Source organism: Thiocapsa sp. C2-2m (assembly GCF_041903745.1).
GTDB lineage: Bacteria > Pseudomonadota > Gammaproteobacteria > Chromatiales > Chromatiaceae > Thiocapsa > Thiocapsa roseilacustris.
In genome coordinates, this window is sequence record NZ_JBBWVD010000001.1 from 284,045 (window position 1) to 304,900 (window position 20,856).

Sequence of the window (20,856 nt, forward strand, 5' to 3'; positions counted from 1 at the left end):
GCAACGCGATATCTATCTCTAAGCCATCGAGCGGCGATTTTCCTGGCTTGCGGAGAATCCGAGTCTAGGGAAGCCTCGTCCGGAGGTCGGTGACGGCTACTACAGCTACCCCGAAGGCTCCCATGTCATCTTCTATCTCATGAGCGAGGATGGGATCGATGTTATCGGCGTCCCTCATCAGCGCATGGATGTCCTCAATTACTTCATCCGTTAACATCCCGGGGCGGCAAGACGCGGAATAATAATCACGGACATTTTTCCGGAGGGTTTGAAGGCTTCGGTGTCACGCATGGTCGCGGTGTCTGCACGCTCAAACTGCAGCGCGGCTCCCGTCAAGATCCTATGGCCCCTATACCAAGGGAAGACCGAAATTGCTGGATTACAATGGATTACAAGACCCCACGCGCTCGTTGAGGCGCGACGTCCACGAGACAGCAGCGTCAACCCATGCAACCACGTATTCGATCGCTCAACCCCGGTTCGACCGAGCCGGCGTCGGCGCGCTCGAACCGGCGCACGGCTCGACTGACGGTCGAGTAGTGCACGCCGAAGTGCTCGGCGATCTCCTGCATCGTGTAGGCACCGCTCAGAAATGCCTGCGCCATCGCCTCGCGCCGCGTCGCGGATTGATCGGCGAACGCCGACAGCGGCTTCGCGAGCGCACGGCGCTGGGCACGCGGGACTTCGCGCAACCGCTGCGGATCGTTTGCCAGACCGCGGTGGCGCTCTGCGAAGCCATCGGTGCCGAGGAAGACTTGGCACCGCAGCCCGTCCCACACGCTCGGCCGCCCGACCCCGCCGGCGACGAACGCCGCGTAGGCCGCACGGGCCGGCGCACGTGCATGCCCGAACTGCCCGAGCACCCACTCGGTCTCCAACCACGGGGGTGCCGGCACCCGGCCCAGCATGGCGGGGTAGCTGCTCCATGCCCAGTCGCCGGCATCTGACACCATACCGACGCGCACCGGATTGAGCACGACATAACGCGCCAACTCAAGCAGATACGCATCGCGCTCGACGAGAACGCCCTTGAAGCGGCCCTGAAACAGGTGTCCAACCAGGCCATGACGACGATTGACCCGCTGGGTGAAGACGCCGTTGAGCTGCCGCATCCCTTTCGACAGATTTCCCTCCGCGGTCTCGACCACGACGTGATAGTGATTGGTCATCTGGCAATAGGCATGACAGCGCCAATTGAAGCGCGCGCAGACCTCCGCGAACACCGCCAGCCAGGCCTCTCGGTCCGCATCGTCACGGTAGATCGCCTCACGGCGATCACCGCGCGAGGTGACGTGATAAAGCCCGCCGGCGAGCTCGATTCGGAGTGGTCTGGCCATGTCGATAGCCTAGCCCAAAAATACAGGATTACAAGACCTGACCCCAGGCTTCCTGACCCCAGGCTTCCCTCGCATGTTCGCGTCGTGTGACGCTCAAGCTGCAGCACGCTCCCTAAAGGTGATTTCCGGGAAAGGAACTACCGGCTTGTAGGTGCGAATTTATTCGCACGCATAGCCACTCAGGTCTTCCGGGCATGCGCAGCCGGGATGCGTATTCCCGGAAATCACCTAAAGCTCCTAGGCTCCGAGACAGAGGGTCGAGCGAAAATGCTGGATTACAAGACCCCCCTTGAGCCGCCAGCTTCGGATGGTTTCGCCTACTCGGGTGACCAAGCCGGATCGAGAATCTGATTTGGCGTCCAGAGGCATGCCTCGGGGAAATCCGAGAGTCCGGTCTCCTGCGCGGCTTGCGCCGTCGCGTCGTCCCAAACGCCCGCCCACCAGTCGGGGTCGTCGAGCTTTGGAAGCAGGCTCGGGGTCTCTTGGAGTCTACGCAGGATTCCTCGCCGTTGGTTTCTGATGGTGATCTGCCAGCTGGCTCCGCGGCGACCGGGCTGCATCTGCCACTTCAGCAGGTGGGCCAAGAGCAGTGCCATGCGGTTCGTCAGCTCCCGCTGCTCACTCTTTCCCACGTCTTCGATCTCCTCGGCCAGATGGGCAATATCCAAAAGGTCGAACCGTCCTTCGCGCAGCAGTCTTGCTTGTTCGGACGCCCAAGCGACCACGTCTTCTTCGTACCTTGTTGCGTTCGTCATGGTGGCTGATCCGCTAATCGTCGTTGGTTTCCCTCGCATCGGATGACTATAGATCTGAATCCGGACACAAAAAAGCCCGCTGGGGCGGGCTTTGTCGAGCGGGCTTAGTGGGCTTTGTGGGCTTTGTGGTCAGGTCCTGAAATCACTTATCCGATGGCTCGACTCCGGGGCGGCCGATCCGGCATCGGCGCGCTCGAACCGGCTCACGGCGCGACTGACGGTCGAGTAGTGCACGCCGAAATGCTCTGCGATCTTCTGCATCGCATAGGCACCGCTCAGGAATGCCTGCGCCATCGCCTCACGCGGCGTAGCGGATTGATCGCCGAACGCCGGCAGCGTCTTCGCGAGCCCGCGGCGCTGGGCACGCGGGACCTCGCGAAAGCGCTGCGGATCGCTCGCCAAAGCACGGTGGCGCTCGACGAAGCCGTCGGTGCCGAGGAAGACCTGGCACCGCAGTCCATCCCACACGCTCGACCGTCCAACCCCCTCGGCGACGAAAGCCGCGTAGGCGGCTTGCGCCGCGGCACGCGCGGGTCCGAGCTGCCCGAGCACCCACTCGGTCTCCAACCAGGGCGGCGCCGGAACCCGCCCCAGCATGGCGGGATAGCTGCTCCAGACCCAATCACCCGCATCGGCCATCATGCCGGCCCGCGCCGGATTGAGCACGACGTAACGCGCCAGCTCAAGCAGATAGGTATCGCGCTCGACGAGAATTCCCTTGAAGCGGCCCTGAAACAGGTGTCCAACCAGGCCATGACGACGATTGACCCGCTGGGTGAAGACGCCGTTGAGCTGCCGCATCCCTTCGACAGATTCCCCTCCGCGGTCTACACCACGACATGATCGTGATTGGTCATCTGGCAGTAGGCATGAAAGCGCCAATTGAAGCGTGCGCAGACCTCCGCGAACACCGCCAGCCAGGCCGCCCGGTCCGCATCGTCGCGGTAGATCGCCTCGCGGCGATCACCGCGCGAGGTGACGTGATACAACCCGCCGGCGAGCTCGATTCGGCGTGTTCTGGCCATGGAAACAGCTTAGCCCGGCGATGCTGGAAAACAAGACCTGACCCTGCGGCCCGCAAGAATTCAACCGTCTTGCACCACAAGGGCGGGAGTGCGAATAAGACGCCGCATCACCGCCGAGATCCCGCCGTCGGAGTGACACTGGATCAACCGACGCCGACGCTCTGCCTACCGCCGAGTCTGCCGGGCGAGGACCACGGGGCGCCTGCGCCGAAGCCAAGCGCCGCGTCGTTGGCCAATGCCTTGCGCGGCCGGCGCGACCAGCGTGTCTTGAGCCCCGGCCAGCCGATCTTGCTGCTGCCGAGCGTGGCGAACGACGTCCGAGACGACAACCCGGCACGCGCCACCAGCGTCGATATCACCCTGATGGTCGATATTGGTGAACTGGATCATGACCGCCGACGGTGCCGGCGGTGACGAATTTGCGGGGAGACCTCGGGGTTCGTTGCTGGCTTCCTTCCGTTTACTCCGCTGCGGCGACATGATTCCGCCCCTGGCTCTTGGCGCGATACAGCGCTGCGTCCGCGCATTCGACCAGATGCACCGGGTTCTCTTGCGCGCTCGGTACCCGACTGGCCACTCCGGCACTGATTGTCACGTGCTCGGCGATCGGCGAGGAGCGGTGCGGAAGGCCGAGCGCCGCGATGCCGCTGACGGCCGCCTGCACGAGCCCGAAGGCCGTGTCGAGCGGCGTGTCCGGCATCAGGATCACGAACTCCTCCCCGCCATAGCGGGCCACAATATCGGTGGATCGCTTGAAGCCGCCACGCAGGAATCGGGCGACCTGAATCAGGCAACGGTCGCCCTGTGCGTGGCCGTAGGTGTCGTTGTAAGCTTTGAAGTGATCGATATCCAAGATCGCCAGGGACAGCAAACCAGCCTGTCGCTGCGCGCGCATCCATTCCCGCTCCAGGGTCTCGTTGAATCCACGCCGGTTGTTGATCTCGGTCAGGCCATCCAGCCGGGCGAGCTCTTCGAGCAGGCGTGTCTTGCGGCGCAGCTCAAGGTGATTGCGGATTCTGACCCGGGTCACGCCGGGGTCGATGGGCTTGCGGATATAGTCGATCGCGCCGAGTCGCAGTCCTTGTTCCTCGTCGAACGCATCGCGCATCGCGGTGACGAAGATCACTGGAATCTGCTTGGTGCGCTCGTCCGCCTTGAGCGCAGCGCAGACCGCGAAGCCATCCATGCCGGGCATCATGACGTCCAGCAGAATCAAGTCAGGCACATGCTTGCGCGCCTGCTCCAGGGCCTTCACCCCATCCTTTGCGACGATGATCGAGGAGTCGTCGTCGATGCTGTCCATCAGCAACAGGATGTTCTCCGGGTGATCGTCGGCGATCAGCAACTGGGTTTTCGGCAGGGGCTCGTTCATGTCAGCGTGACTCCAAGCCGGTTCGCGAGTCGTGCAAGCCGGTCCCGCGCCGCGTCGATGTCGAATCCATCCATCGCGGTCTTGACCTCGCGGAATCCGTCGTACCACGGCGTCTGGCGCAGCATCTTGTCCAGCGCGACGAGCGAGCGCATCGCCGCGCGGATATCCCGATCCATGTCCCGCTGCAAGGTCTGCATCAGCGGCGCGATCGTCGCGAGGTCGAGCTCGGCGGGTGCGTCGTGCGCTTGCGCATCCGCTGCCTCCGCCAACGGACGGCGCGGGGTCGCCGATGCGACCGGCACGGCATGCGTCGCATCCGGGGTGCCGATCACCGCGCCCCCGTTCAGCGTTGCGGCAAGCTGCGCGCGTAAGGCCTGCGGCAGGATCGGCTTCGTGATGCAGCCGTCGAAGTGCTCTGCGCGGCCGGGGTGCGTGCGCCTGTCGCGCGCCCGTCCGCCACACATGAGCAGACAGGGAACAGTCCGCAGGGTCGGCTGTGCCTTGATCAGCGCGACCTGCTCTAGCGGATCCACCGGATCCACCGGATCCACCGCGTCGTGCGCCGTCGCCGGCTCATCGATCAGAATCGCACTCGGCACCGACGTCCCGGCCGCGGCGATGATCGGTTCGACGGTCGGGTAAACCTGAACGCGATAGCCGGCAGACGCGAGCGATCGTCCGAGCAATGCCCCGGTGGCGGGGTTCGGATGCACGACCACGACCAGGGGTGAGGCTTCGGTCATCGCTGCACTGGACGGCGTGGTCAGTCCCTCGCGCGAGCGCCCCAGCCGGACATGGAAGTGAAAGACGCTCCCCACGCCGATCTGGCTGCGAATCTCGATCGCCCCCTGCATGAGGGCGACCAGGTTTTTGCAGATCGGCAAACCTAACCCGGTGCCGCCGAACCGCCGCGTGGTCGAGCTGTCGGCCTGGTTGAACAACTCGAACACCCGCGCCGTCTGTTCGGGTGTCATGCCTAGACCGGTATCACTGATGCTCGCCTCCAGGGTCACCCCCGCAGCATCGAGCGTGAGCACCCGGACCCGCAGGAGGACCTCGCCATGCGCGGTGAACTTCACCGCGTTGCAGAGCAGGTTGACGAGGATCTGTTCCAGTCGCAATGGATCACCACGCAACTGCATCGGCATGCCGGGATCGAGATCGACCACGACCTCCAACCCTTTGTCCTCCGCCTGGAGCTGGATCGCGGCGAGACTGCGCTCCAAGACCTGCTCGAGATCGAAGTCGATCGTCTCGAGCGTGAGCCGACCGGCTTCCATCTTCGAGAAATCCAGGATGTCGTTGATGATCCGCAGCAGGGCCTCGGCAGCGGTGTGGATGCGGCGCAGGTAATCGGCCTGGCGCGGCTCCAGATCGGTGCGTAGCGCCAGGTCGGCAAAGCCGATGATGGCGTTCATGGGGGTGCGCAGCTCATGGCTCATGGTCGCCAGGAAGGCGCTCTTCGCCTCGCTCGATGCCTTGGCGGAGGCGGTCTCGCGCTCCGCGCGCTCACGCTCGATGCGTTCGGTCACATCGAAGACCGAGCCCTCGATCAGCGCGACCGTGCCGTCATCGCCGGGAACCACGCGGGCCGAGACGACGCAGTCGACAACCCCGCCATCGCGGTTGTGCAAGCGGGTCTCGAAGCCCGTAACGCGGCCCTGCCTCGCCAACGCCCGCCGAAACGCGAGACGATCGCCCGCATCGACCAACTGCGCGGTCAGGTCGGGTACCGCCGCACGACAGGCATCGGGCGACCCGTAGCCGAGCAGGCCGGCCATGGCCGGATTGACGCTGACCGGGGTGCCGTCCGGCGCGATCTGGAAGATGCCCTCGAACGCGTGCTCGACGATGTCGCGATACTTCTTCTCCGAGCGCTGCAGACGTGCCTCCGAGAGGCGAAGCTCCTGCATGCGTCGATCGAGGTCGGCGAGTGTCTGCTTCAGACGCGCGACCATCGTGCGGAAGGACAAGGCGAGCTGGCCGATCTCGTCGCGGCTGCCGACCTCGACCTCCTGCTCGAGATCGCCCTCGCCAATTGCGACGGCATGTGCGCTGAGCTGTTTGATCGGCCGCACCAAGGCCCGCACCAACGGGATCGACAACAGGATCCCGAGCAGCATGAACAGCGCGCCGACCCCGAGCGATTGCAGGCTCAAGCGCCAGATCTCGCGCCGGACAGGTTCCAGGGCGAAGGCGATGAAGGCGGTGCCCCACGCATAGTCGTTGACGATGACCGGGCCCATGACCTCCAGGGTGTCGGCGTCCGGATTGTGCGCCAGGATCGGTGCCGTATCCGGACAACAGCCGGGCGCGAAGGGCAGATCGGGCGGCCGCTGATCCCGCAGCCCCGGGTCCATGCTGCTGAGCACCCGCCCGCTGCCGTCAACGATCATGACCTGGACCACATCCGGCTCGTCGCGCTCGATGTGCCGGACGATGTCGTCGACGGAGCGCCGATCGACATAGGTCTCGCCGGTCTCGGGATCGATGACCGTCACCGCATACTGGCACTTTTGCTGCATCGAGCGCAGCACGCTCTCGGCGCGTTTCGTGGTCTCGCGATTCAGCACCTGCTGGGTCACATGGATGTTCAGCATCATGCTGACGATGAGGCCGAACGAGAACAGCAGCAGCACCGCGAACACCAGTTTGCGGTGCATCGATCCGAACAGGCCCGTAGTCATCGCACTCAAGCCAAGCACGGTGGGGATGAGCGGGGTGTCCTGTTAATCCGCCATCGCCCAATCCGATCCGATCTGTCGGTTCGGGTACTGACTGAACAGATACTGCACACGATTGGTCGCATTGAAGTCGAACGAGAGATAGCGCCGATGGCAATAGGTGCAGCGCTCGGCCAGATCGTAGAACGCGGTTCTGGCCTCCTCGGGGGTCGGCTCGCTGCGTAGTCGTTGCGTGACCTGCTGCGCGAGCCTGACCTCATCCTTGAGCTGCTGCTCGAAATCGGGTGACGGGTTGCGGATCGGTACAAAGAACTTGGCCGAGCCATCGATGCGCAGGCCATCGAGCATGCCCTCGAAACTGTCGCCCGCGCCCACAATGTCTGATCGCTGGAGTTGCCGCTCGGCGTCCAGCATCTGCGCGAGTGCGAGCGACGCGCCGGCCAGATGTTTGAAGAACTCGGTGAAAGCGTTGATGGCGTAGACGCTCGCCTGAGGACTGGCCCCGCCCAGGATCACCGCGCGTCCGGGGCCACCAAAGGCCTGCTCGACCACTTCGATGTGGCCGACCTCGGCGTTCTCCCAGTCGACCACCGAGCGACCCTCCTCGACGAGGCGTCGCACCAGAGGGTTCTCGGCGGGTCCGCCGCAGAGGATGATCGTCTTCTCCTCGAGATATTTCTCCGGAACCTGCGAGGTCTGGATCGCGATCGGGATCGACGAGGTCGCGGCAATCGCGGTCAAGAACTCGCCGACCCGTTCGGCCAGATCGACCGCCGCGATCGCAACCGGACCGCTCGTCGCATCTCCCAGGACGATGTTGGCATTCAGTGTTCCGAAGGGCGTCATGTAGGCCGTTGTGCGCAGCTTGATGGCGTCCGGGGTGAAGAGATCGAAGACCTCCCCGCCCGGCAAGCAACCCAACTCGGGCTCCGCCGCGTGCAGCGCGCCGCCAAGCGACACGGCACCTGCAACGAAACCGAGGGCGAGGACCATCGTGAGCGAGGCAGCGGTGGACCGGGGCTTCATGTGTTTCATCAGTCGTCTCCGCGAGAAGACCGCCCTTCAAGGCGGGAGCGGTGGCCCCATGACCGACAACGCCGACGCTTCAGACGCGAGCGCCTGCTCGATCAGGGTATGCACCTTGTCGACCGAGGTGGTGATCACCGCGGCCCGAATGATGTGCTCCCGGTCCAAGACCAGGGCCATGGGCACATCGTGGATCAAATAGCTCTCTTTCAGCGAGGCCCATTCGTCGACCAACACCGGGAAACCCGGGCGCAACTGGTCGACGAACAACGACACCTTGGCGCGGCTTTCCCGCAGACTGATGGCGACGATCGCGAGCCCACGCTCGCTCAGATCGCTCGCCTGCTCGGTCAAGCGGACCATGATTTCCCTGCAAAACGGACACCAGACTCCCCAGAAGAGAATCAGCAACGCCTGGTGCTCACCTGGATCGTCCGACAAGGTGAACGCCTGTCCATCGGCGGTCGACAGCGTAAAATCGGCCGCAGGCTGACCGACCAGACAACTCGGGTCACGACTGTTCGCGCTCGCGGCGATGAGGGGCCAGCAGAGTAGGACAGCGCAGAGGACGCCGGTTTTCATGGTCGCACGGGCGCCAACAGCACCGCCTGGACACGGCCCCGCTCGTCATCGACCACGGCCAGGATCGCTGCGGGCGGTGCGTCATCGGCAAGCGGCAGCCCAAAGCGCTCCGGCAAGGCGCAGCCGACGACCGCCGCCTCGTGCAGATCCACGATCGGTTGGCGCACCAGTTCCTGTCGCACGAGCCAATACTGGCCAAGCCCGCCATCGATCGCGACCGGCTCAACCAGCAGCAGCCGAAACGCGCCCTGGAAGATGCGCCCCGGCTCCATATTGCACACCGTGAAATCAACCGCTGGCCCGCCGTGCGGATCCCTAGTCCGCGCCAGATACAGATCGAGCCGCCAGGCGGTAGCGACGCGCGCATCGGCGAGCAGCCGCGAGAATCCGGCGTGCCACCCTTGTGTATCCAGAGCGTTCTCATCCAGGTCGCTCATGGTCAAGGAGAGCCCATTGACACGAACCGCGGTGGATGCAGGTGCGGCATCATCGCCCTGAACGACCAGCGCCAGACAGTGTTCATGCACCAGCGCCACGGTAGTCTCGACCCTGGCCCGTTGTCGCGCATCGGTGATCGCGCCGATCTCCAGCTCGCACAGCACGCGCGGTTCCCCGCTCCCATCGGTGCACCACGCCTTCGTGACTCCCGCGAAGAGCAGGATCGCCCCGATCGCAAGCGCAGCGGAGCGACCAGCATGCCGCCCGCGCCCGTGCATCATCGCGCCCGATGTCCCGGCAAGGTGCGGGAACCACAGCGACTCAGGATTGGATTCAGGCCCGAAGGCAACGTCTGCGTGTCCGATGAATATCTCGTCATTCTGACCAGCGGAATGGATCGGTTTCGACTGGCGTTAAGTGTAGACCAAGCGTCGCCCCCCCGCACCGGACGCCCTGCGAATCCTCTCGCAGGTCGTCTCCGATCAGACCGATTGGACATCAACAGCCTGAGCCGCACCGCCGACGTCCCCGTACTGACGATCCGCTACGATCTCGCGGAAGGGCTGCTGCCGTCGTGCAATCTATAAAGAGGAGTTAAAACGCAAGACCGACCGAAAAGTTCATTCATCAGGAGACGACAATGGCGCGGACCACTCCAGCAGAGGCCTTTGCCGAGGCGCAAACCACGATGACCAACGGCGATTGGGATGGCTTCTTCGCCACGCTGGATCGCGATGATCTGCTCTAGCGCGAGGCCCGCCCAGAGTAGCCAACCCTCCAAGAGTAAGGACTAGCGCGGTCACTTGGTCCAGGTGCCGCTTTCGGGCGAGTCCTTCAGCGTCCAGTCCAACTTCTTCGTGGTCAACACCATGCGCACGGCCGATCGTGGCCTTGGCCGTTATGCCGCCGAGGATGACGCCTCGGCGGCCCGCTGCTCGGTCAGCGCGCGATGCATGACGATGTTGAGCATCCGTACGGTCGCCCCGATCGCCGCGAAGACCTGGTTGGCATGCACCCCGCGGGTCCGCAGCTCGCCTTGGTCGGTGTCCCAGGTAATGCTGCATTCGGTCAGTGCGTCGGTGCGCCCGCCCTTGGGGATGCGGACCTCGTAGTCGAGCAGGGTCGGCAGGGTCAGACCACGCTTTTTCACGATCTTGGCCAGCGCATTGTTGAAGGCGTCGAAGCCACCGTTGCCGCTGCCGGCGGCGGTGTGGGTCTCCTCGACGATGCGGATCTTGATGCTCGCCGTCGACTCCAGATCCAGGGTCGAGGAGACCGAGCAGGAGAGCAGCTCGGCATGGTTGTAATCCTTGCTCTCCATGACCTCGGCGATGATGAAGGGCAGGTCTTCGATGGTAATGGTCTTTTTGGAGTCGCCGAGCTCGACGATCCGCTTGAGAACCTTGGCCTGGTTTTCTTCCGAGAGCGTGATATCAAGACGTTCCAGATTCTTCGCAAGCGATGCCTTGCCGGCGAGCTTGCCCAGCGCGTATTTGCGCCGTCGTGCGAAACGCTCGGGCGAGAGGCGCGTGTGGTAGAGGCTGCCTTTGCGATCGCCGTCGGCATGAATACCTGCGGTCTGGGTGAAGACGTCGGCCCCGATAATGGGGGCATTGTCGGCGATCCGTTTGCCCGAGAAGTATTCGACCAGCTCGCTGATGCGCGCGAGATGGCTCTCGTCGATCCCGATCTGCAAGCCGAGCTGGTCGCGCAGATTGACGGCGACCTCGGCCAAGGAGGCATTGCCGGCACGCTCCCCGAGGCAATTCACGGTGCAATGAACGGCCGCCGCGCCCGCCCGAGCCGCGGCAAGCACGTTGGCGGTCGCGAGCCCGTAGTCGTTGTGCGGATGGAAATCGAGGTTGATGCCCGGAAAGTGCCGGAGCATGTCGGTGAAAGCATCGAAGACCCGCTCGGGCGTCATGACGCCGAGCGTATCGGGGAGCATGAAGTGACCAACCCCGCAATCGGCCAGTCGCTCCACCAGCCCAAACACGTATGCCGGATTGTCACGGTAGCCGTTCGACCAGTCTTCGAGATAGAGATTGACGGCGAGGCCACGGTCATGGGCGATGGCGATCGTGTCCCGGACGTCGGCGGCGTGCTGATCGAGCGTCTTGCCGAGCTGGCCGCGACAGTGCTTCTCGCTGCCCTTCGCGAGCAGGTTGATCACATGGCCGCCGGCCCCCCGGATCCAGTCGACGCTGCGCCCGCCGTCGACGAAACCCAACACCTCGACGCGCCTCGCCAGATCACGCTCTTCGGCCCAGGCGATGATTTGAGCCACGGCATGGGCCTCGCCGGAGGACACACGTGCCGAGGCGACCTCGATGCGGTCTACCCGAACCTGCTCAAGCAACACCTTGGCGATATTGACCTTTTCGTCGGGCGAAAAGGACACCCCTTGGGTCTGCTCGCCATCGCGCAGGGTGGTGTCCATGATGTGGACGTAACGGCCGAGCTGGGTCATCGTGGGTATCTCGTCATGCGAGGCCGGCGCAATCGGGCTCATCCGCCGTCCTTTAGGGTGGCGCGGATATGCGCCTCGAGCGTCGCGGCGTCGGCATCGAGCTCAAGACAGCGGGTCGGCAGATCCATCAAACCCTGCAGCGCGGGCGGCAAGGGGGCATCGCGGCCGATGGCGAGCTGGATCGCCTCGTTGAACTTCGCCGGATGGGCCGTCGCGAGACAGATCAGATCCTCGGCAGCGCCGCCCGCCTGGACCCCGACCGCGGTGTGCGGGCAGAGGATGTAGTCGGCTGCGGCATAGGTTTGCCGAATCTGCTCGAGCGTCTCGGCGTCGCTCACCGCGACCGCATCAAAATCGGCCCGAGCGCGTGCATGATGCGCTGCATCGACCTCAAGCCGACCGGTCGTCTGCAGCGTCTCGAGCAGTGCACGGACCTTCCCGGCATCCCCGTCGTGAAGGAAAAAGAGATAACGCTCGAAGTTCGAGGCGATCTGAATGTCCATGGCGGGGCTGAGGGTCTGATAGACCTCGCCGACGGCGTAGACGCCCGTATCGACAAATCGCGTCAAGATGTCGTTGCGATTGGTCGCGATGATCAGCCGATCGATCGGCACACCCATCCGTTTGGCGAGATAGCCCGCGAAGACATCGCCGAAGTTACCGGTCGGCACCGCGAAGCTCAGGCGTCGCTCGGGGTCGCCTCCGCTGAAACGCGTCCAGGCAAAGACGTAGTAGACCATCTGAGCGAGGATCCGCGCCCAGTTGATCGAGTTGACCGCGCCCAGGCTGAATTCCGACTTGAACGGCAGGTCGTTGAAGAGCTCCTTGACGATGCGTTGGGCGTCGTCGAAGCTGCCGCGTACCGCGATATTGTGGACGTTGGGATCCAGCACGCTCGTCATCTGACGTTCCTGGATCGGCGAAATCCGGCCCTTGGGATGGAGCATGAAGATGCTGATCCGCGCCTTGCCTCGGACCCCGTAGATGGCCGCGGAGCCGGTATCCCCGGAGGTGGCGCCGCAGATGTTGAGCTCCCCGCCGTCGCGCGCCAGGAGATACTCAAAGAGATTCCCGAGGAATTGAAGCGCAACGTCCTTGAAGGCGGCGGTCGGTCCGTGGAAGAGCTCGAGGATCCGCCGATCGCCGACCTCGACGATCGGCGTCACCTCGGGGTGCGTAAAGGTGGAGTAGGAGCGTTCGATCAGCGCGCGAAGGTCGTCCCGCGGGATCTCGTCCCCGACGAATGGAGTCATGACCTCGAGGGCCAGATCTTGAAAACCTAGACCGGACCAGGCCCGCAGGGTCGACACATCGACGCTCGGCACAGCGGTCGGGACCAAGAGTCCACCGTCGGTCGCCAGGCCCATTAAGACGGCCTCGGCAAAGCCGACCGGGGCAATCCCGCCGCGCGTGCTTGAGTACTGCATATCGTTCGAACCCACCGCTGAATGTTGTGACCTTCTCGCGCTGCAGGGTAAGAAACACCGCGACCGTTGGCAACCGAGATTCCATCCGAGCTCGGGAAGGCGTGACGAAGATGTGACGCGGATATTGCCGAAGATCGTGCTTTACCGATACATTCGCTGCGCCGGAGGACCGCGCCGTCGTTGACAGCATGAGGTGGCGGGCCAGACAATGCCGGCGCCTCGCCCCGAGATTCGGACGAGGCAGAAAATGGAAACTTGCCGGACCGCGCTACGGGGCGACACCGGCTTCGCAACTCGAGATGAGATCGAGGGTTCGGGTTGCGCGACCGACTGGTCGCTCGGCCTGCTCGCTCGGCCGGGTGCGCGCTGCGAGCGGTCGACAACAATAAGATCGACAGAGGGGCACAGGTTACGGCCGACGAGCCAGCCGCATGAAGGGTTCGTCATCGCCCCGTCACCCCGACCCACAACACTCATCCGACACTACGGAGTGACACAACCTATGACACCTGACAAACGAGCGGAATACTGGAGCGCAAATCTGCGTCTCCTGGCGATTCTGCTGACGATCTGGTTCGTTGTCTCCTTTGGCTTCGGCATCCTGTTGGTCGAGCCACTGAATACCATCATGCTCGGCGGCTACCCGCTCGGGTTCTGGTTCGCCCAACAGGGATCCATCTACATCTTCGTCGTGCTGATCTTCTTCTATGCGGTGTCGATGAATCGGCTCGACAACAAGTTCGATGTCGGCGAGGACTCGGGAGGCGGCACACCCTATCAGGCCGTCAGCCACGGCACCCAGCCCGAGCATGCGCAGGCGCATCCGAGCAAGGCCGCGCAGTACTGGAGCGAGAATCTGCGTCTCCTCGCCATCCTGCTGACCATTTGGTTCGTGGTGTCCTTCGGTTTCGGCATCCTGCTGGTCGAGCCCTTGAATACCATCATGCTCGGCGGCTACCCGCTCGGGTTCTGGTTCGCACAACAGGGATCCATCTACATCTTCGTGGCATTGATCTTTTTCTATGCCATCTCGATGAACAAGCTCGACAAAAAATACGACTTCGGCGAGGAATAAGGGGCGCACTCTATGACATCACTTGAGCTTTGGACTTACAGCATCGTCGGCGCGACCTTCGCGCTCTATATCGGGATCGCCGTTTGGGCCCGCGCTAAAACCACCGGGGATTTTTACGTCGCGGGCGGCGGCGTTCACCCGGTCGCCAACGGCATGGCGACGGCCGCGGATTGGATGTCGGCCGCATCCTTCATTTCAATGGCCGGCATGATCGCCTTCGGCGGTTACGGCGGATCGGTCTTTCTGATGGGCTGGACAGGCGGCTACGTGCTGCTGGCGCTCCTCTTGGCCCCTTACCTTCGTAAATTCGGCAAGTATACGGTGCCCCAGTTCGTCGGGGATCGGTTCTATTCGCAGACCGCACGCGTGGTGGCCGTCATCTGCCTGATCCTGGCCTCGGTGACCTATGTCATCGGCCAGATGACGGGTATCGGTGTCGCCTTCTCCCGGTTCCTGGGCGTTTCCTACGATATGGGCATCTTTGTCGGCATGGGCATTGTCGCGGTTTACGCGATCCTGGGCGGGATGAAGGGCATCACCTATACCCAGATCGCGCAGTATGTCGTCCTCATCTTCGCCTACACGGTTCCGGCGATCTTCATCTCCATGAATCTCACCGGAAACCCGCTCCCGCAGCTCGGACTGGGAAGCGAGTATGCGCGCGACGGTGTTGCCAGCGGCATGTCCCTGCTCGCCAAGCTCGACCAGGTGGTGACCGACCTCGGGTTCAAGGAATACACCACGCAGGTGATGGGCAGCTCGCTCAACATGTTCGTCTACACCCTGTCGCTGATGATCGGCACCGCCGGTCTCCCACATGTCATCATCCGCTTCTTCACTGTCCCCAAGGTCAAGGACGCACGCTTCTCGGCCGGCTGGGCACTGGTCTTCATCGCGCTCCTCTACACCACGGCACCGGCCGTCGGCGCCATGGCCCGCCTGAACCTGATGGATACCATCCAAATTGGTCCGGTCGGCAGCGAGACGGGCAACCTGGTCTACGACGAGCGTCCCGACTGGTTCAAACGTTGGGAGACCACCGGTCTGCTCAAGTGGGAAGACAAGAACAACGACGGTAGGATCCAGTACTACGACGACAAGAACGAAGCGTTCGCCGCGACGGCCGAAGGGTTCGGCTGGAAGGGCAACGAGATGGTCACGGTCAACAACGACATCATGGTGTTGGCCAACCCCGAGATCGCCAATCTGCCGGCTTGGGTTATCGCCTTGGTCGTCGCCGGCGGTCTCGCGGCGGCGCTCTCGACGGCTGCGGGTTTGCTGTTGGCCATCTCCTCCTCGATCTCTCACGACCTCCTGAAAAGCGTCTTCATGCCGCAGATCTCGGAGAAGACCGAGCTCATGGCGGGACGTCTGTCGATGATCGGGGCCATTCTCCTGGCCGGTTGGCTGGGACTCAACCCACCGGGATTCGCGGCGGGGACGGTCGCACTCGCCTTCGGTCTGGCGGCCTCCTCGATCTTCCCGGTGCTGATGATGGGGATCTTCGCGAAACGGATGAACTCGCTGGGCGCGGTTTCCGGCATGATCGCGGGCTTGAGCATTACCCTTCTGTATGTGTTCCAGCACAAAGGTATTTTCTTCGTGCCGGGTACAAGCTTTTTGATGCCCGAGATGGGGATGGGTGCGAACTGGTTCTTCGGGATCACGCCCGAGGCATTCGGCGCCGTGGGCGCGCTGTTCAACTTCATCGTCGCCTTCGCGCTCTTCAAGTTTGCGGCACCGCCTCCGGAGCACATCCAGCACTTGGTCGAGGATGTGCGCATCCCGCGCGGCTCCGGAGTCGCGACCGGCCATTGATCGAGGGCCAAGGTGCAGGCACTCGAAGCGCGATGACCGCCCGCACCTGATCGAATGCCCCGAGGCAACGACCTCGGGGCAACCTGGAGAGGTTCCAGCCCCGCTTCCGCGGGGTTTTTTTATTCAGACTGTGCCTGCCGAGCCCGGCCAAGCCGTTGAGACAGACCAAGGGTACCGCGCCATGAACATCGAGCTGATCGAGATCCGAGACTTCCTGGCCAGTCACCCGCCCTTCTCTCAACTGCCGCAGGACACGCTCGAACGCCTTCCCCAGCGCCTTTCGGTGCGCTACTTTCGCCGCGGGACGCCCTTCCCGCCGGAAAAAGCAGATCCGTCCTGCGTCTATCTCCTGCGCCGCGGCGCTGTGGAGCTGCGTGACGCCAATGGCGAGCTGGTCGGCAAGCTGGCCGAGGGGGATTTGTGCGATATGCCCTGTCGGCCTACGCCCGATGGCGGTCGATTTTTCGGCAACACCTCGGAAGACACCCTCGTCTACGCCCTGCCCTGCGCCGAGTTGGCGGATCTGCGCGAGCGGCACGCCACATTCGCCGAGCATTTCGACCAATCCATCTCCAGTCGACTGCGCAAGGCGCTGGACATCATGGTGGACGCCCCGGCCGCCGGCACCGGCCTGATGACGGTACAGATCGGCAGCATGATCAACCGCACGCCGATCGTCGCGAGCCCGGAGACGAGCATCCGCGAGGCCGCACAGGTGATGTCCGAGCACCGCGTCTCCTCGCTGCTGATCATGGAAGGCGATCGGCTCGCCGGCATGATCACCGACCGAGATCTGCGCAGCCGCTGTGTCGCCGTCGGCCTGTCGACCGACCGCCCGGTTCGGGAGATCATGACCGAGAAGCTGCAGACGGCACAGGTCGACACGCTGGGTTTCCAGGCCCTGATCACCATGACACGCCTGAATGTGCATCATCTGCCGGTATTGGACGGCGAGCGTGTCGCCGGTCTGATCTCGACAACCGACCTCACCCGCTTTCAAAGCGCCAACGCCGTGTATCTGGTCGGCGACATCCATCGCGCGACCTCGATCGAGACCCTGGTGCAGATCAGCTCCAAGATCCCCGAGCTGCAGGTCCATCTCGTCAACGGGGGAGCGACCGCAAATCATGTCGGCCAGGCTATCAGCGCCATCACCGATGCCATCACGCAGCGCTTGATTGCGCTGGCAGAAGCGGACTTGGGCAGCCCGCCCGTCCCCTATGCGTGGATCGTGGGGGGCTCGCAGGCGCGCCGCGAGCAGTCTTCGCACTCCGACCAAGACAACGCCCTCCTGATCGCAGACCATGCCAAAGCGGACGACGACGCCTACTTCGCGGCACTCGCCAAGATCGTCAACGACGGTCTCGATGCCTGCGGTTTCGTGTACTGCCCGGGCGATGTCATGGCCTCGAACCCGAAGTGGCGACAACCCCTGCGGATTTGGCACAAATACTTCGTCAATTGGATCCTCAAACCAGAGCCTATGTCGCTGATGCTCGCCAACGTCTTTTTCGACCTACGTGCAGTGCATGACCCGGACAATCTCTTCGCCGAGCTGCAGGAGCGCGTCCTCGAGCGCTCCAAGGCCAATCGAATCTTCATCGCCTACATGGTCGCAAATGCGCTCAAGTACCGACCACCACTAGGGTTCTTCCGCAACATCGTGCTGATCCAGGGTGGCGACCACGATCACACCTTCGATATCAAGCACAAGGGCATCGTGCCCATCGTCGACCTGGCGCGGATTTACGCACTCTCGGGCGGACTGCCGGAGACCAACACCATCGAGCGTCTGAGCTCTGCCGCGGAGCACGGGACCTTGAGCAAAGACGGAGCCGCCAACCTGACCGACGCCATCGAGCTGGTCGGAACCCTGCGGATGCGCCATCAGGCCAATCAGCTCGCTCACGGGAAGAAGGCGGATAACTTTTTGTCGCCGGACGAGCTGTCTCCCCTCGAGCGCGGACATCTCAAGGACGCCTTTCTCCTGATCAACACGATGCAGGAGTCCCTCGGACAGCGCTATCAAGCCGGGCGCTTCGCGTAGGCCCTGACCATGTCGAGACTGCTCGATTGGCGCCGCCGCTGGCGACTGCGCCGGACCCCGCCGGGGCCTTTGCGCTCCTACCTGGAACATCCGTTTCCGCCGTCGAAAACGGACTATCGGGAGGTAGACTATCTCGCCATCGATCTGGAAACGACCGGGCTGGACCTCGCCAACGACCTGATCCTGAGCGTCGGATATGTCTGGGTCAAAGGCGCATCCATCGACCTGTCGAGCGCCCGCCATCGGGTGGTGCGGATCGATCGCTCCATCCCCGAGGCGACGGCGATCATTCACCAGATCACGGACGACGAGTCCGCCGAAGGCAGCGAGCTTGCCGACGTCCTCGAAGAGCTTCTCGAAGTCCTGTCGGGCAAGGTCATGATTGCCCATCACGCACGCATCGAGCGCGGCTTCCTAAGCAACGCCTGCAAGCGGCTCTGGCAGCAAGGACTTCTGATGCCGGTCGTCGATACCCAAACATTGGCCTACCGAACCTTCGAGCGACGCCAGACCCCGTTTAAGGCGTCCGATCTGCGTCTGCACGCGCTCGGCGATCGTTACAACCTGCCCCGTTACAGCGCACATAATGCGCTGAGCGATGCCCTGGCCTCGGCCGAGCTGTTCCTCGCCCAAGCGGCCTATCGAGACAACGGCGACGGCCTGCCTCTGCGGGATTTCCTGTGCTGAAACTCGGCGCTCCCCGGGTAGGCACCGGCATATCCCGGCTGGCTGCGCCCTATTGGAGCGTTTACTATAAGGCGTTCGCTCGCGCCGGCACCAAAGACAGCCCGCAGTGCGCCGGCAACGATCACTCCACCAAGTCGAGGAGACAACTACCATGTCGGAAGAGAAGGTTTATCAGGTTCCTGCAGGCATCGCCGCGAAGGCCCATGTCAACGCCGAGCAGTACGCCGCCATGTACAAGCGGTCCATCGACGACCCGCGCGGGTTCTGGGCCGAGCAGGCCGAGACCTTTCTGACCTGGTTTAAGCCGTGGGACTCGGTCATGGACTATAGCTACCAGGCCGAAGATCTGCACATTAAGTGGTTTCAAGGCGGGAAGCTGAACGTCTCATACAACTGCCTGGACCGCCATCTGGAAACCCGCGGCGACCAGGTCGCCATCATTTGGGAGGCCGACAACCCGTCGGAAGACCGCAAGATCACCTACCGCGAGCTCCATGCCGAGGTCTGCAAGCTCTCGAACGTTCTCAAGTCACGTGGCGTGCGCAAGGGCGACCGGGTCTGTATCTATCTACCGATGATCCCGGAAGCCGCGGTCGCCATGCTCGCCTGTACCCGCGTCGGCGCGACCCACTCCATCGTCTTCGGCGGCTTCTCGCCCGACTCGCTGCGTGATCGCGTCCTCGACTCCGAGTGCCGCCTGGTGATCACCTCCGACGAGAGCGTGCGCGGCGGGCGTCACATCCCGCTGAAGAAGAATGCCGACACCGCGCTGCAGGAATGTCCAAACGTCGATACCGTCGTGGTCGTGCGTCGGACCGGCGGCGCCGTGGAGTGGACTGAAGGTCGCGACATCTGGTACGACGAAGCCCTTGCCGGCGCATCCGTGGAATGCCCACCCGAGGAGATGGACGCCGAGGATCCGTTGTTCATCCTCTACACCTCCGGCTCCACCGGCAAACCAAAGGGTGTCCTTCACACCACGGGCGGCTACCTGGTCTTCGCCGCCATGACCCATAAGTACACCTTTGACTACCAGGACGGCGAGGTGTATTGGTGCACCGCCGACGTCGGCTGGGTCACGGGTCATACCTATATCGTCTATGGCCCCTTGGCCAACGGCGCGACCTCGCTGATGTTCGAGGGCATCCCGAACTATCCGGACATGTCCCGCTTCTGGGACGTGATCGACAAGCACCAGGTCAACATCTTCTACACCGCTCCGACCGCTATCCGCTCGCTGATGCGCGCAGGCGAGGAGCCCGTGAAGAAGACCTCGCGCAAGTCGCTGCGCATCCTCGGCTCGGTCGGCGAGCCGATCAATCCGGAGGCATGGGAGTGGTACCACCGGGTCGTCGGCGACGAGCGTTGCCCGATCGTGGATACCTGGTGGCAGACCGAGACGGGCGGCCACCTGATCACCCCGCTGCCGGGCGCGACCGCACTCAAGCCGGGTTCGGCTACCCTGCCCTTCTTCGGTGTCGTCCCTGCGTTGGTCGATCCGGCCGACGGAACCCTGATCGAGGGTCCGGGCGAGGGCGCGCTGGTCATCAGTCAGCCGTGGCCGGCGCAGATGCGCAGCGTCTACGGCGATCATGCGCGTTTCATCGACACCTACTTCAAACAGTATCCGGGTTACTACTTCACGGGTGACGGCGCACGTCGCGACGCCGACGGCTACTACTGGATCACCGGTCGGATCGACGACGTGTTGAACGTCTCGGGTCATCGTCTGGGTACCGCTGAGATCGAGTCGGCGCTGGTGCTGCACCCGCATGTCGCCGAGGCGGCCGTCGTCGGTTACCCGCACGATCTGAAGGGGCAGGGCATCTATGCCTACGTCACACCGATGGCCGGTGTGGAGCCGACGGACGACCTGAAGAAGGAGCTGGTCGCCATGGTGCGCGGAGAGATCGGTCCGATCGCCATCGTCGACATCATCCAATGGGCACCAAGCCTGCCCAAGACCCGGTCGGGCAAGATCATGCGCCGAATTCTACGCAAGATCGCGGCCAACGAGATCGACTCGCTCGGCGACACCTCGACCCTTGCCGACCCGACGGTGGTAAACGATTTGATCGAGAATCGCGTCAACAAGTAAGGGCGCAGGGTCGGT

General features: G+C 63.4%; 17 protein-coding genes and 2 pseudogenes. 8 read left to right on the plus strand and 11 right to left on the minus strand.

All coding sequences use genetic code 11. The features are described from left to right. Positions 1–25 precede the first annotated feature (25 nt). Positions 26–214, plus strand: a complete 189-nt coding sequence (locus AADX97_RS01290) for a type II toxin-antitoxin system RelE/ParE family toxin (RefSeq protein ID WP_374232855.1) — start codon at positions 26–28, stop codon at positions 212–214. 226 nt (positions 215–440) lie between these two features. On the opposite strand, the gene AADX97_RS01295 is transcribed toward AADX97_RS01290, so the two are convergent. The 4 genes from AADX97_RS01295 to AADX97_RS01310 all read right to left on the minus strand — a co-directional run bounded on the left by AADX97_RS01295 (position 441) and on the right by AADX97_RS01310 (position 3,117). Then, positions 441–1,337, minus strand: a complete 897-nt coding sequence (locus AADX97_RS01295; protein WP_374232712.1) for a transposase — start codon at positions 1,335–1,337, stop codon at positions 441–443. A 317-nt stretch (positions 1,338–1,654) separates the two neighbouring features. Then, positions 1,655–2,092 carry a DUF29 domain-containing protein gene (locus AADX97_RS01300; RefSeq protein ID WP_374232711.1) on the minus strand — a complete coding sequence of 146 codons (438 nt, stop codon included), beginning with the start codon at positions 2,090–2,092 and terminating at the stop codon, positions 1,655–1,657. A 129-nt stretch (positions 2,093–2,221) separates the two neighbouring features. Next, complete coding sequence (locus tag AADX97_RS01305; RefSeq protein WP_374232710.1) at positions 2,222–2,893, minus strand: transposase; 672 nt, start codon at positions 2,891–2,893, stop codon at positions 2,222–2,224. 26 nt (positions 2,894–2,919) lie between these two features. After that, on the minus strand, positions 2,920–3,117 hold the full coding sequence (locus AADX97_RS01310) for a transposase (RefSeq protein WP_374232709.1): 198 nt from the start codon (positions 3,115–3,117) through the stop codon (positions 2,920–2,922). 132 nt (positions 3,118–3,249) lie between these two features. On the opposite strand from AADX97_RS01310, the gene AADX97_RS01315 reads away from it, so the two are divergent. After that, on the plus strand, positions 3,250–3,531 hold the full coding sequence (locus tag AADX97_RS01315) for a hypothetical protein (RefSeq protein WP_374232708.1): 282 nt from the start codon (positions 3,250–3,252) through the stop codon (positions 3,529–3,531). A gap of 46 nt (positions 3,532–3,577) precedes the next feature. Here AADX97_RS01315 and AADX97_RS01320 read toward each other — a convergent pair whose 3' ends face one another. The 7 genes from AADX97_RS01320 to thrC all read right to left on the minus strand — a co-directional run bounded on the left by AADX97_RS01320 (position 3,578) and on the right by thrC (position 13,116). Beyond that, positions 3,578–4,489, minus strand: coding sequence for a diguanylate cyclase domain-containing protein (locus AADX97_RS01320; RefSeq protein WP_374232707.1), 912 nt, complete (start codon positions 4,487–4,489; stop codon positions 3,578–3,580). After that, positions 4,486–7,176: an ATP-binding protein gene (locus tag AADX97_RS01325; RefSeq protein ID WP_374232706.1), complete on the minus strand. Its 2,691-nt coding sequence runs from the start codon at positions 7,174–7,176 to the stop codon at positions 4,486–4,488. Before AADX97_RS01325 ends, AADX97_RS01320 begins: the two co-directional genes overlap by 4 nt. A 42-nt stretch (positions 7,177–7,218) precedes the next feature. Then, complete coding sequence (locus tag AADX97_RS01330) at positions 7,219–8,208, minus strand: hypothetical protein (RefSeq protein ID WP_374232705.1); 990 nt, start codon at positions 8,206–8,208, stop codon at positions 7,219–7,221. Positions 8,209–8,235: 27 nt separating this feature from the next. Then, on the minus strand, positions 8,236–8,781 hold the full coding sequence (locus tag AADX97_RS01335; RefSeq protein ID WP_374232704.1) for a TlpA family protein disulfide reductase: 546 nt from the start codon (positions 8,779–8,781) through the stop codon (positions 8,236–8,238). Beyond that, on the minus strand, positions 8,778–9,500 hold the full coding sequence (locus tag AADX97_RS01340; protein ID WP_374232703.1) for a hypothetical protein: 723 nt from the start codon (positions 9,498–9,500) through the stop codon (positions 8,778–8,780). Before AADX97_RS01340 ends, AADX97_RS01335 begins: the two co-directional genes overlap by 4 nt. Before the next feature lie 617 nt (positions 9,501–10,117). Next, on the minus strand, positions 10,118–11,689 hold the full coding sequence (locus AADX97_RS01345; protein WP_374232702.1) for an alpha-isopropylmalate synthase regulatory domain-containing protein: 1,572 nt from the start codon (positions 11,687–11,689) through the stop codon (positions 10,118–10,120). A 38-nt stretch (positions 11,690–11,727) separates the two neighbouring features. Next, positions 11,728–13,116 (minus strand): threonine synthase, encoded by a 1,389-nt coding sequence (gene thrC, locus AADX97_RS01350; RefSeq protein WP_374232701.1) that lies wholly within the window; start codon positions 13,114–13,116, stop codon positions 11,728–11,730. A gap of 502 nt (positions 13,117–13,618) precedes the next feature. Between thrC and AADX97_RS01355 the strand changes: the two are divergent. The 6 genes and pseudogenes from AADX97_RS01355 to acs all read left to right on the plus strand — a co-directional run. Next, positions 13,619–13,873: pseudogene (locus AADX97_RS01355) on the plus strand (DUF4212 domain-containing protein); the annotation flags it as partial. Positions 13,874–13,957: 84 nt separating this feature from the next. Continuing rightward, positions 13,958–14,191 (plus strand): annotated as a pseudogene (locus tag AADX97_RS01360) (DUF4212 domain-containing protein); the annotation flags it as partial. A gap of 12 nt (positions 14,192–14,203) precedes the next feature. Further along, positions 14,204–16,009, plus strand: coding sequence for a sodium:solute symporter family protein (locus AADX97_RS01365; RefSeq protein WP_374232700.1), 1,806 nt, complete (start codon positions 14,204–14,206; stop codon positions 16,007–16,009). Positions 16,010–16,190: 181 nt separating this feature from the next. After that, the gene (locus tag AADX97_RS01370; RefSeq protein WP_374232698.1) at positions 16,191–18,056 is read left to right on the plus strand and encodes a putative nucleotidyltransferase substrate binding domain-containing protein; all 1,866 of its coding nucleotides are present in this window, start codon (positions 16,191–16,193) and stop codon (positions 18,054–18,056) included. A 9-nt stretch (positions 18,057–18,065) separates the two neighbouring features. Beyond that, positions 18,066–18,743, plus strand: coding sequence for an exonuclease domain-containing protein (locus AADX97_RS01375; protein ID WP_374232697.1), 678 nt, complete (start codon positions 18,066–18,068; stop codon positions 18,741–18,743). A gap of 151 nt (positions 18,744–18,894) precedes the next feature. Next, complete coding sequence (gene acs, locus AADX97_RS01380; RefSeq protein WP_374232696.1) at positions 18,895–20,841, plus strand: acetate--CoA ligase; 1,947 nt, start codon at positions 18,895–18,897, stop codon at positions 20,839–20,841. Positions 20,842–20,856 lie beyond the last annotated feature (15 nt).